Source organism: Martelella alba (assembly GCF_005217455.1).
In the GTDB taxonomy this organism is placed as follows: domain Bacteria; phylum Pseudomonadota; class Gammaproteobacteria; order Enterobacterales; family Enterobacteriaceae; genus Acerihabitans.
Map to the genome: position 1 here is coordinate 36,118 of NZ_SZPQ01000010.1, position 12,504 is coordinate 48,621.

Below are 12,504 nucleotides of genomic sequence, written 5' to 3' on the forward strand. Positions count from 1 at the left end.
CACGCCGCCAATTGCCGGGGACGGGCCCGAACGACGCTATGACCGGAACAACCGCGAATATTGATGCTCATGCAAAGACGAGGCGATACTTTGCAACGGGAAACCGCCGCCCAACTCGTCATCACCCAACCTGGCGGCCACGTCAAACGCGCTTGGCAGCAGCGCCGCCAGTTCGCGCAAAATATCCTGAGCCCGCTGCTGACCAAAAGGCACCAGTTTCAGCCCTGCCATCACACTGCTTTCCAGCCAGGAATAGCCATACCCCAACGCCAGTGACTGCGCGGGTATGCCCCAACGGTAACCCAGCCAGGCCATGGACGCCAATTGGCATCGCGCCAGCGACGGCTGCCAATCCGGCGGCGGCGCCACATCCGGCCATGGAGCCATCAATCGCAACAACGCCTGGCCCCGCTGCTTTTCCTCCAGACGCGATTCCCGCGTTTCACGGTTCGCCAGCAGAAAATCACTCCACCGCCGGAATGCGGCGTCATTGTCGTCGCCGCAAGCGCAATACAGGCGCAGCAGAACCGGCCAGTCCAGCCGGGTCAGTTGATCGTCGATAATCTGTCGCTGCCAATGAACGAAATCGCCCTCATGACCGACCCAACCCGCGTCCACCGCATATTCCAGTCCTTGTGAATAGCTATAGCCGCCCACCGGCAGACTGGGACTAACCAGTTGCATCAGGCGCAGCAGCGCCAAATCCGCGGGCATATCAGTGGTGATGGCCGTGGCTGTGCGGCGCGCTCTGATAGGCGCCGGACTCAGGCTCGAACGGCGCCTGCTCCACCGCCACCGTTGCCCCCAGCCCCCGCACCATCTCGTCAAGGACATGATCATGTTGGTAGCGCACCCACCCCTGGTCTATCTGCAACGGCACATGCCGGTTGCCCAGGTGGTAACAGATGCGCGCCAGTAGCAACGGCGCCGAGGCATAAACCGTGGAGACGGTTTCAACCGCGGCCACAACCAGCACCACTTCCCCGCCGTCATCGGTGGACAAGAGTTCGCCGCCGCGCAGGATATGTCCGCGCGGCAACATCAGACCCGCCTCGCGCCCATCGTCAAGTATGACCTTGGCCCGACTTTTAAGACGGGTATCCAGGTCGATGGTCAGGGTCGCCGTGTTGTCATGGGCATGATCCAGGCGTTTGGTTAACACTATCATTCTGGTTCCCCGACCTGTTAAAAAAGGAAATAACGCTGCGCCATTGGCAAGACGGCGGCAGGCTCGCAGACCAGCAATTGTCCATCGGCGCGGACCTGGTAGGTTTGCGCATCCACATCGATAACCGGCTGCCAGTGATTATGAATCATATCGGCTTTTTTGACGCGGCGGCAATGGCGCGCCTCGCCAATCAAACTCTCCAGGCCCAGGCGCTGAGCCAATCCCCCGGCACAGGCCGCCCCGGAAAGAAACGTCATACGGGTGGCATGGCGGGCATGCCCCAGCACGCCGAACATCGGGCGATAATGTACCGGTTGCGGCGTGGGGATAGACGCATTGGCATCACCCATGGGGGCCATGGCGATCATGCCGCCCTTGATAACCAGCGCCGGCTTGACGCCGAAAAACGCCGGCGACCAGAGCACCAGGTCCGCCAGCTTACCCGGCTCCACCGAACCGACCTCATGGGCAATGCCATGGGTGATGGCTGGATTGATGGTGTACTTGGCGATATAGCGCTTGACGCGAAAGTTATCGTTGCGATCGGTATCCGGCGCCAGGGGGCCGCGCTGCGTTTTCATTTTGTGGGCCGTCTGCCAGGTGCGCAGGATAACCTCCCCCACCCGGCCCATGGCCTGGGAATCGGAGGACAGCATCGAGAAAGCGCCCAAATCATGCAGGATATCCTCGGCGGCGATGGTCTCGCGCCGAATGCGCGATTCGGCGAACGCCACGTCCTCGGCGATCCCGGCATCCAGGTGATGGCAGACCATCAGCATATCCAGATGCTCATCGATGGTATTGACCGTATAAGGCATGGTGGGATTGGTGGATGACGGCAGGATATTGCCGTATCCGCAGACCTTGATGATATCGGGGGCATGGCCGCCGCCGGCGCCTTCGGTATGATAGGTATGAATGGTCCGATCATCAATAGCGGCCAGCGTATCCTCCACAAAACCCGCTTCATTGAGGGTATCGGTGTGAATGGCCACCTGGACATCATATTGATCGGCCACGCCGAGACACGTTCGAATGGCCGCCGGCGTGGATCCCCAGTCCTCATGCAGTTTCAGCCCGATGGCGCCGGCTTCCACCTGTTCAGCCAACGCGTCCGGTCGGGATGCGTTGCCCTTACCGGTAAAACCGATATTCACGGGCAAGCTGTCGGCCGCTTGCAGCATCCGCGCCAGATACCAGGGACCCGGCGTACAGGTAGTGGCATTGGTCCCGGCGGCCGGACCGGTGCCCCCGCCTATCATGGTGGTCACCCCCGAGCAAATGGCCTCTTCCACCTGTTGTGGGCAAATAAAGTGAATATGGCTATCGATGCCGCCGGCGGTCGCAATCTTGCCTTCCGCCGCCACGATTTCGGTGCCGGGACCGATGGGGATGGTTACGCCAGGCTGGACGTCGGGATTGCCGGCTTTACCCACCGCCATGATCCGCCCATCCTTTACGCCGATATCCGCTTTCACTATCCCCCAATGATCAATTAGCACCGCATTGGTCAACACCAGATCGGCGCAATCCGCCGACACCATTTGCCCTTGCCCCATACCGTCGCGGATCACTTTGCCGCCGCCGAATTTCACCTCTTCGCCATAAATCGTGAAATCCCGCTCAATCTCGATCCACAGTTCGGTATCGGCCAGCCTGACCCGATCCCCTTGCGTGGGGCCGAACATTTCCGCATACGCCTGCCGCGATATTTTGCTCATGAGGATGGCTCCAGTTTACCCATCACCTCGCCCCGGAAACCGTACACCTCCCGCCCGCCGGCATAGGCGACCAGGGTGACGTCCCGGCGTTGCCCCGGCTCAAAACGCACCGCGGTGCCCGCGGGAATATCCAGCCGGAACCCCCTGGTCGCGGCGCGATCGAAGTTCAGCGCCGGATTGACTTCATAAAAATGATAGTGCGAACCCACCTGTACCGGCCGATCGCCCTGATTGGCGACCGTCACCGAGATTCGTTCGCGGCCGGCATTGAGCTCGATTTCGCCGGCGACAATACGCATTTCTCCTGGGATCATGGCGGTTATCCTGTCAGATTATCGGGTCATGTACGGTCACCAATTTGGTGCCGTCGGGAAACGTGGCTTCAACCTGCACGTCGGCAATCATTTCCGGTACCCCTTCCATCACATCGTCGCGGGTCAGCACCTCGCGGCCGGCGCTCATGAGCTCGGCCACCGTTTTGCCGTCGCGGGCGCCTTCAAGAATGGCCGCGCTGATAAGCGCCACCGCCTCGGGGTAGTTCAGTTTCAGGCCGCGCGCGCGACGGCGTTCCGCCAGCAGCGCCGCGGTAAACAGCAGCAATTTGTCTTTTTCTCTCGGGGACAATTCCATATATGCTCCTTGGTCGCCCAGGCGCCCTGATAAAAAACCGCAACGCACCCGGCGCGGTGATCACGGGCCGTTGCCGGATCGACGGAACCGCCGCTTAAGGTCGGCAGCTTTAGTTTGCAATTATCACGCCAGCGGCTAGCCCGCCCTGGCACCCATCCACCGGCATGCCCGCACCCTGATAGAACGCTTGGCGCACCTTTATCAGCCAACCCTGCCCGGCCGCACCATCTTGTAGCAACGCCATGCCGGCGGCGCGCCCATGTATTGCCTGATTTTACCTGTCCAGACGGGAACGGGGAATGCGGAATCCACCGGGTTGGTTCCGGCTCAGGTGGACCAGATCCGCGGCGCGATAGCCGGCCGCCCCAGCAGCGCCGGACGCAATTCCGCCCATAACCCCTGTAAAAGGGATGTCAGCCGCTGGTTGTCATGGTCCAGCGCCCGGACCACCAACAGCGAATCCACCAGCGTCGCGCCAGCCATGGGCGCGGTGCATTCCTGCACCAACGCGCGCGCGCAGTCCAGCATTGCCTCCGTGCAGGGCGCCGCAAAAAAAGTACCGCACAACGGGTTGTCGGCCACCTTGCTCAGCCGGCCGCCCTCTATGCGCAACCGCTCAAACAGGCCGGGGGAGTCGGGCATCTTTATGGATAACACCGAATCAAGCCGGCCTTGGTGAAAATCCAAACCGGACGCCGGCCGACCCAGGCAAAAGGTTTCATACCCTAATACGCGCGCGCCGGGTTGCAAGCAAAACTCATTATGAAGGGAAACATCGGCCGCCGGAAACAGAATATTCCCCTGCGGCAACCATTCGAGCACACTGTCTTGCGCCAGCGAGAACCGTTGCAAGACCTGCGCCCGAGCGCCGCCGCTGCGGTAAAATTTAGTGGCGCCGGGCATGGTCAGCAAGGCATGACTGGCTGGCCCCATCCGCACCGCTAACTCCAGACGATCGCCCCCCACCACCCCGCCCGGCGGATGCAACAAGTAAAGGTGGGGAAAATCGGCTTCTGGATAAAAAGCGCGCTGCACGGTAAAAGGCCCGATGTGACGCCGGTGGGACAGTTCGGTGCGGGTGGCGCGACGAACAAACTCCAGCTCAAGGCGGCCAAGCCAGCCATCGGGATGATAATCATCGGTAGCGAATGGCATCACGTTGATCCTCCGGCCGCTGCGGTAAACCTATCGTTGCGCACTACCATCCATGATATTGTGGACAATTGCAAGGGCGGCGAATGACCGATAACCTTAAACGGGAAATCAAAATTTCGCGGAAAATTGCTGTGTCCATTCGTCCTATCCTTGGTTTATGGTCTCTTTTACGCTAATGTAAGACAAGACCTGATAATTCATGAAAACATCCGATTCCCTGCAAAAACCCTTTTATACTCTAAATACGTCGAGTCCCATCGCGGCGGCAAGGGAGCGACAAATTCGTCGGGAACGCAAATTCCCCGCCTCCATAAAATACAAGCGCTAAACCACAAATATAATTATTCTTTCGAATAATATTCGTCAAACAATTTGAGTTGTATCACAACCATGAGCGGAAACACATCCGGCAGAATTCCCTTTCACCGCTAACGGTGGCTTGCACAAGAAATAACATGTCCTTCATGCAGTCATTCCCGCCCCTTAACCGAATCCGTATATGAAGAGGACCAGGGCGGGCAAATTAACACAGACACCGGTTTCCCATCTCACCCGGCCGTATGGCCGAAATGACCCCGCAACCAGAAAAAATGCAGTTTATGGATGGCGGATTTACCGAGGACCTATTCCATGCCCATGCCCATAAATCAAACACCTTCCATGGCCGGGACAACGGTTGTCGCCGCGCCTGATAATTGTCCGGCGCAGCTTGCGCTGGTTGTTGCCAAACTCAGCAAAGCGTCGCCGTGGCAGGCATTCACCCCAACCAGGTACACTCAACCAGACGGACATCGTTCACCGGCTTCACGCCGGCCCAAGCGCTCTCTTTGCGGCCAGGAACGACGCCTTTTTCGAGCGGTGACGGAATACCGGAGGAATCCGCAATGGCGTCCAACGGCAAGCGGGCGGGAATACCGCCCGATTGAAACAGGTGGCCGCCGCTATCTGATCGCGGTTCAACGGGTTGTTTTACCCAGCAAAACGGAAATCCATGTGGGATACCTTGAAGATCGGCAAGTGATTTTCCTGGGCCCGTTATATCATATGGAATTGACGCCCCATCCCCGCAAACTGTCACCGCTGTTCTCCACGCTGCTGTTATTTATTTTCGCCGGTATTTTGCCTGTCGGACAATCCCCCGCGGCCATGCTCCCAGCCCTTCGTCAAACCAGCGGCTCGACTTATAGCCTATGGCATGGCGCCGAAACGGTATACTCCCTCACCGGTATCTATGACCGGATAAAAATTTTTTCGAGAAAAAGCTTCTCTTCTCTGGTTACGTTGATAAAAGGTCTGAGCCCCCCCCATGGACTACCCGTCGCCCACGCGCAAAATATGATTCCGTCCTCCGCGAAGGGATTCCCGTATACCGCCGTACCAGGTTCTCCCTTATCATGGGAGACATTGTCACAAAGCGCCAAGATGATACCAGGTAACCTCCATTCATCCATCCCCTCCCGCAGACTGCGTCAGACCGAAACCTCGTCGGGTGATAGGCTTGTGACCGTGATGGAAATTTATTTTACGGAATGGGATTATAGCGAGCATTTTGATCTACCCCATGAAGACGCGCGTTTGCTCATTCAAACTTTCATGCAAGAATGTATAGGTATCAAGAATGAAAATAATTACGCCTTGCAGGATTTACTCGAGCTGGATATTTATCTTGGTGAGAAAGTAGAACTCATTGTGGATAGAGGTCTCTTTTATAAAAATGAAACAGAATATTTCCATACATTAATGATCAAAGAAAAAGCCGAGCAACTAATAGCCCGTTTTTATCTTTCTGAGCAAAAGGATCCGTCGATAAAGACCCCATTACGAAATCATTTAGAAAGTGAAATAAAAGTCGAGGATCTTCTGGGACAGTGGCGTGAAAGTACAACATTATCCGCCGGAGATTTTAACAACGTTTTATTGAAGAATGTGCTTGAGATCTTAAAAAATAATGACTTTAAACATGCGATCCAGCAAATCAGAGAACAGCGGAAAAATGACCTTGGCGACAATGAACACTACTTTCAAAGTGTATTAACCCTCTTAAAAGCCATGGAAAACGCTTATCAGACCTATTGCCGGGAGCTTTACGTGGATAACTATACACCATTGGAGAGAACGCTTTACAAAAACAATTTAGCATTGTTGGAGGCTTTTACTGAGAATGATCATGAAAAATATAATGAATTAGCCATTCAGAAAGTGTTTTTTCAGATATTTGAGTATACCCGAAGCAACGGCATAAGCATATACAGTACCCATTACCTTTTGCCACCACAATATGATGATAATATCGAAATCTTTTCAGAAGACGAAGAAATAATCAGTACATCTTTTGTTGAAAAGATATTTACCGATGAACTTTATTATTTTATCGAGGATAAGGTAAACTATTATCCCCATATTTTAAGATTAAATAACCTTATCGAATTGTTTCGTAGCCGGGGGGGTAAAGATGACCAGAACCTGCCGTGGCATGAGGTTAATCTGTTGCCGCATAATAACATCAAAGCCATTTACAACAAGATTATAGTGCAATACCTACGAGAAAATATAAATACCCACAAGGACGAAAGCTGGATCCATGAAATTAGAAATATCATCCATAATGATAGCATCACCTTTTCTATTTTGAATTACTTAATAAAATTGCAAGAATGGGGAAACACTATCACTAACCAGATATTTTCTTCACTCAGACGCCGCGCAATCAAGAATGAAGCACAACGTGTTGCGTTTGCTAAAATCGCCGCAATCAAAGATACTCTGTTGCCTGACACCTTGATGGGAAAAGAAGATGAGATTCTTATCTACGAAAAAAACAGACGTGACGGTAATATAGAGATTTTGCTAAAGGCATCGTTGTTTTGGTATTTTTCTCATGAAAACCACAGAAGTATCAATACGTTGGAAAATCTCAACATTCTTGATATAATAAAAAAATTTCGACAGCAAGAGCACATTGATCTCCTTGAATTCAGCTTACGGTCAAGTATGCTGTATACCAGTCTATACGAATTAAAACCCTCCACGAAGATGGAAACATTGGATGACTATTATAATCAATTTAGTGAATATCTTCTGCATGATTGTTATCATCAAGCCAGGAACATGACGCTACAAGTCATTCGTACCAGTTCTCTGACTTTCCTTGACTTGGTTTCCCCCCCACGAGAGATATTTACCTTTAAAGTTTTTTCACGAAGTTATCTACAGAACACCATGGCATCCCAGGTATGGGTGCTTTCGCCGCGCATCAATCCGGGTTATCTTTCTCTGCTAAAAACTGAGAGCGGGAAATATATGTTTATTTCATCCTTGGCAGGAGTACCTTTAATCAAGCCATTTTCACAGCGTCGTTGTTGGGATTTTTATCAAGATTTAAAAAAAGCCTGGATTAACGAAACAACGGCGCTGAATATTCATCGCCGCCCCAAAATTCCGGTTTCAATGCATGAGATAAGGAATTTATTTATTAATAAATTGTATCGAGATAATGATATTGAGGATCTTATAAACTTTATTTTTATCAAACCCATGGATTACATGTCGCAACAACCCGCCGCTGAATTTATGTTCGTTCCGATAAAACAGACTGATATCCAGCATGATCTCCTACGATCTTTTTACCTAAATGAAAACAATTTCACTGCTCTCAATAATAAAACCTCCCTTACATATAACTTCGATTACCTGAATCAATTAGCGTTAACTGATATTGCCCTACAGCTTAAGGAAAGCTTGCGAGAATATACTTTCATTGAGCAAGTGCTTTCATTTATCCCTTTTTTTACTATTTTATACCGTAATTGGCATGATCAGGAATATCAAATTCGTTTCGATGATGTCTTTTTTGACATGATTGATGTAACGGTTTCACTTTTTTCGTTAGGGATAAAATTTAACCACATCGTCATTGGCACTTTGCTAAATACATTGCGAAAAGCGTTTGTCAATAAGATACCCCGCCGAATTTTGTTCAATTATGTGTTCGGCGAACTCATCTCTTCGCTCCCCGAACTGACGCTAAAAACGGTGAGGGCCACTTTCGGTGAGTTGCTTTCCCTGGTCGTACCCGTACCGATGAACGAACACATTTTTCAAAAAATGAAAGAGACATTTTCCACCCCTATCCTTGAAAATGTCCAAAACTTGAATAATGTCATCATTAAAATGAAGGAAGAAAAAAGAAAAATGCGAGCCTCATGGCGTTCTAAGGTGGATGAGAAAACATTAATCGTCGATAAAAACGGGATTTATTCATACAAGGACGAGATAAATACCGACAATTACATTATGATTCATGATGAGTTTTATAAAGTGAAATGGAATGAAAAAGAACGCCATTGGATTATCGTTCCGCCAGATGGAAGCCCGCTGGGCGCGCCCACTGTGGCCATAATCAAAAACAGTCGGGGAAAATGGGTTGCCGACAAAAAACAGCTTCCCGATTATCCCTTTGGTTCAATGGACATTATGCATGATAATCATGCCTATCCCAAGCTCGGCGCGATTCATTTCGAACCCGTCAGGGATTTTGACGAGGCGTTTAAAGGTTATACGTCAGAAAATACACAATTGAAAAAATCCTTGCGTTCCTTTACGGAAAAATACCTGTCCGAGGGGGAAATGACTCTCTTGCCCAATTCCAACGAGAAATTCCTGCGTCAATTAGCCGGCGCCCTGCTTAGTGAACAGCCCTTACCCAAGTTCATGAGACCTCATTCCCCCTTCCCTGCCGACAAAATGTACTTTGATACGCTACATTTCCTTAAATCGCAGAACATTATAGCGATACGGTACCGGGCCTTGGCGTTATGGGATACGCTGGAAGAACAAAATTTAACGAAACATATTGTCTTAATGATATTGATAAATGACGATAGTTTTGTCTTTGATATCGAAAAATACCGTCCCGATAAAGAGCTTAATAGCCGTGAACAGATTTTCATTGAACACGAATGGCTCAGGCTATACCGCTTATATACTCCAGAACACTTCGGTCTTATCAAATATAAAGATTTTAACGAATTCGATGATGCTCGTTTTTTTTACAATCGTGAAGCCTTCTATGCCGACGAATATGTTAAACACGGTCTGTTACTGCGCGAACCACCAGGATATAAAGCCGCGGTGATAAAACGGATGCAGCAGCAGGCCAATAAGATCTATCCACTATCAAGAAATAAACCGGTAAAAATGACTTTATTGGTCAGGCATGTCAGGAATCACGCACCCAACCGCTCAGATCGCAATTTCTTCCCTATTAGGATACTCAAAAAATCCGGATTACTTGACCAATCAGGGAAAAAACACCTGTTGCGGATTATCGGCAATGCCAGACACAATGAGCTTCTCGCCTTGTCATTTTTGGCAAATCACAAAGATGTAAAATCATTGGAAGAACTGATCAAAATCAACGAAGGCAAATTGGTCGCTTTTTTTCATCCCAAAGGCCATCTGGAATATCTGATTATCGCCTTGGGCAAAGGGTGTTTTGCCGGCGCCGCCAATCAGTTTTTCGATCCCAACATACCGTCGCGGGTATCACTGGTCATCGCCGAGCAGATTGGCGTGTTTGACAATGGCGTATTTCGCTTACGCCACAGTCAACACATTCTGCGAGTAGTGGCGGGGGAGGCCTACGGGTCATTAAGTAACACGCCGTTATTCGCCGATTCGTTGCCCTCCGTGAAAATTCCCCACCATGACAGTCAGGGCCAAGTGGCCTATTATATCACCGAACAACAAGGCCGCGAACGGGTGCTGCTTGGCGAGGACAGCACCGTCGAATTCATTAACGGCGTGAACACGCGATTACGCATTAAAATGCACGGTTTACCCTTTAATATCAATCATATGGATGCGCTTGATCTCGCCGATATCATCCGTGGCCTGCCCTATGTCAGCAAAGAACCCTTTTCTCTTGCCCAGTTGCAAAGCATTGAACTCTTTTCATGCTATAGCGGCTTCGGCCAACGATTCTCTACCGGACAAATTCTGGCCGATGCATTAAATATCCCGGTCAAGGCTTATCCGCATCGCATTAGCGAGGAAATACGCGCGCGGCGACCGGAATGGTTTCGGGTTTATCAGCCGCGTTCCCCGGCGATGGCGGACCCCGCCGCCACCGAAATAACTTGGCCGGCAAAGACCCACCAGCGCTTGCACGATCTGATGGCTTATCTTCATGATACCCGGCGACCCAGTCGGAAAAAGCGGCTTGAGGCCCCACCACGCTTTTATCCGCCAATTTATGTCGAACTCGATTTGGTCATTATGCGGCAACTGACTATCGATGAGTTTATCCGCCGGCATGACTTGAACCAGGACACCCGGGCCCATCTGCAAAGGATCATGATTTCCTACAGCATCGGGGGTGACGAAACGGACGACATCATTGACCAGGCTTATCTGGATATCCTGTTTTCCACGCCGGAGCTTAATTACCTGGCAAGCTGGATATTCCCCCTGCCAGGTTAGCGCCGCATGGGCAAGCCAGGCCGCGTCAATCGCTGGACTGCTCCAGCAACAAGTAATCATCCTGTTGCAAATCGAGCGCCATGGCCACGGAAAACTCCTGCAATTGCGCGATGGATGTCGCGCTGACGATAGGGGCGGTAATACTTGGCCGTTTCATCTGCCAGGCCAGGGCGATCTGCGTCGGGGTCGCGTGATAGCGTTCGCTCACCTCATCCAAAGCATGCAGGATACGCAGGCCACGCGTATTTAAGTACTGGCTTACCACGGTTTCGCCCCGTTGACTTTTCACGGCGTCCTCTTTGGCGCGGTATTTACCCGACAGGAAACCGCTGGCCAATGCATAATAATTGATAACGCCCAGGCCATGAGCGGTCACGACCGGTTCCAAATCCTGTTCATACGACCGCCTGTCGTAAAGATTATACTCCGGCTGCAATGTTTCATAGCGGGCCAAACCATTCCGCTCGCTGACGCGCAGCGCTTCAGCCAGACGGGCGCCGCTGTAATTGGACGCGCCGATAACCCGAACCTTGCCCTCTTTAATCAATGCATCAAAAGCGCCCAGGGTTTCTTCCAGCGCAACGGAAGTATCATCTTCATGGGACTGATATAAATCAATATAATCCGTTTGCAGACGCCGTAGAGAACTTTCCACCGCCCGGCGGATATAGTCGGCGGATAATCCCTTTTTATCGCCCCCCATGGGTTTGCCCACTTTGGTGGCAAGAATGACGTGATCGCGTTTGCCGCTTTTCTTCAACCAGTTGCCAAGGATAGTCTCGGATTCGCCCCCGCTATTGCCCGGCACCCAAGCCGAGTAGACGTCGGCGGTATCGATAAAATTCAGCTTTCTCTCCAGCAGCGCGTCAAGAATGCTAAATGAGGTTCGCTCATCCACAGTCCAACCGAAAACGTTGCCGCCGAAACACAATTTAGGTACGGCGATGCCGGACCGGCCGAGAATTCGGGTTTCCATATTGCCTCCTTAGTCAGTAAACCATCAGCGCGCCGCCGCGATTCTTCGCCATTTGAACAACAGGCGCTGTCGCCCGCGCCGCGCTTTTTGACATCCCCCGGCAACGCCCGCGAACAGGAATGCCGGCTTGAAAAACCGGGAGCCTGATTTTACTCAGCATACCATTTCACAGGCAAGGACACCCATCATTTCTGAACCCGTCGCCTGGCCAAGACAGTGCCAGCATGTCCCCCCAGACCGCGCCATTGCATCTTTCTACGGCTAAGCGCCTATCCCATTGGGCTATTTCACTTGCCATTTTGGCCCTGGGCAGGGCTCAACATCCTCACACACTCCGTGTACGCTCCGATTTCCGCCCGCGCCCATGTTGAAAC

The 12,504-nt window shown here is 51.6% G+C and carries 8 protein-coding genes; 1 reads left to right on the forward strand and 7 read right to left on the reverse strand.

Annotation, left to right across the window (positions count from 1 at the left end):
• Window positions 1–36 precede the first annotated feature (36 nt).
• The 6 genes from FCN80_RS08800 to FCN80_RS08825 all read right to left on the reverse strand — a co-directional run bounded on the left by FCN80_RS08800 (window position 37) and on the right by FCN80_RS08825 (window position 4,674).
• Window positions 37–714, reverse strand: coding sequence for an urease accessory protein UreF (locus tag FCN80_RS08800; protein ID WP_136989790.1), 678 nt, complete (start codon window positions 712–714; stop codon window positions 37–39).
• A 1-nt stretch (window position 715) separates the two neighbouring features.
• Complete coding sequence (ureE, locus tag FCN80_RS08805; protein ID WP_136989791.1) at window positions 716–1,168, reverse strand: urease accessory protein UreE; 453 nt, start codon at window positions 1,166–1,168, stop codon at window positions 716–718.
• A 17-nt stretch (window positions 1,169–1,185) separates the two neighbouring features.
• The gene (ureC, locus tag FCN80_RS08810; protein ID WP_136989792.1) at window positions 1,186–2,889 is read right to left on the reverse strand and encodes an urease subunit alpha; all 1,704 of its coding nucleotides are present in this window, start codon (window positions 2,887–2,889) and stop codon (window positions 1,186–1,188) included.
• On the reverse strand, window positions 2,886–3,203 hold the full coding sequence (locus tag FCN80_RS08815; RefSeq protein WP_136989793.1) for an urease subunit beta: 318 nt from the start codon (window positions 3,201–3,203) through the stop codon (window positions 2,886–2,888). Before FCN80_RS08815 ends, ureC begins: the two co-directional genes overlap by 4 nt.
• A gap of 13 nt (window positions 3,204–3,216) precedes the next feature.
• Window positions 3,217–3,519, reverse strand: coding sequence for an urease subunit gamma (locus FCN80_RS08820; protein ID WP_136989794.1), 303 nt, complete (start codon window positions 3,517–3,519; stop codon window positions 3,217–3,219).
• Between the two features lie 327 nt (window positions 3,520–3,846).
• Window positions 3,847–4,674 carry an urease accessory protein UreD gene (locus FCN80_RS08825; RefSeq protein WP_136989795.1) on the reverse strand — a complete coding sequence of 276 codons (828 nt, stop codon included), beginning with the start codon at window positions 4,672–4,674 and terminating at the stop codon, window positions 3,847–3,849.
• Window positions 4,675–5,304: 630 nt separating this feature from the next.
• Between FCN80_RS08825 and FCN80_RS08830 the strand changes: the two genes are divergently transcribed.
• A complete protein-coding gene (locus FCN80_RS08830; RefSeq protein ID WP_136989796.1) occupies window positions 5,305–11,154 on the forward strand; it encodes a hypothetical protein in 5,850 nt (1,949 codons plus the stop codon).
• 25 nt (window positions 11,155–11,179) lie between these two features.
• Here FCN80_RS08830 and FCN80_RS08835 read toward each other — a convergent pair whose 3' ends face one another.
• Entirely contained in the window at window positions 11,180–12,130 is a 951-nt protein-coding gene (locus FCN80_RS08835) for an aldo/keto reductase (protein ID WP_136989797.1), read from the reverse strand.
• Window positions 12,131–12,504: the final 374 nt, after the last annotated feature.

What these genes read in the sequence shown, in the direction of transcription:
- FCN80_RS08800 (WP_136989790.1), bottom strand. Translation starts at nt 714, where the DNA reads ATGCCCGCGGATTTGGCGCTGCTGCGCCTGATGCAACTGGTTAGTCCC.
- ureE (WP_136989791.1), bottom strand. Translation starts at nt 1,168, where the DNA reads ATGATAGTGTTAACCAAACGCCTGGATCATGCCCATGACAACACGGCG.
- ureC (WP_136989792.1), bottom strand. Translation starts at nt 2,889, where the DNA reads ATGAGCAAAATATCGCGGCAGGCGTATGCGGAAATGTTCGGCCCCACG.
- FCN80_RS08815 (WP_136989793.1), bottom strand. Translation starts at nt 3,203, where the DNA reads ATGATCCCAGGAGAAATGCGTATTGTCGCCGGCGAAATCGAGCTCAAT.
- FCN80_RS08820 (WP_136989794.1), bottom strand. Translation starts at nt 3,519, where the DNA reads ATGGAATTGTCCCCGAGAGAAAAAGACAAATTGCTGCTGTTTACCGCG.
- FCN80_RS08825 (WP_136989795.1), bottom strand. Translation starts at nt 4,674, where the DNA reads ATGCCATTCGCTACCGATGATTATCATCCCGATGGCTGGCTTGGCCGC.
- FCN80_RS08830 (WP_136989796.1), top strand. Translation starts at nt 5,305, where the DNA reads ATGCCCATGCCCATAAATCAAACACCTTCCATGGCCGGGACAACGGTT.
- FCN80_RS08835 (WP_136989797.1), bottom strand. Translation starts at nt 12,130, where the DNA reads ATGGAAACCCGAATTCTCGGCCGGTCCGGCATCGCCGTACCTAAATTG.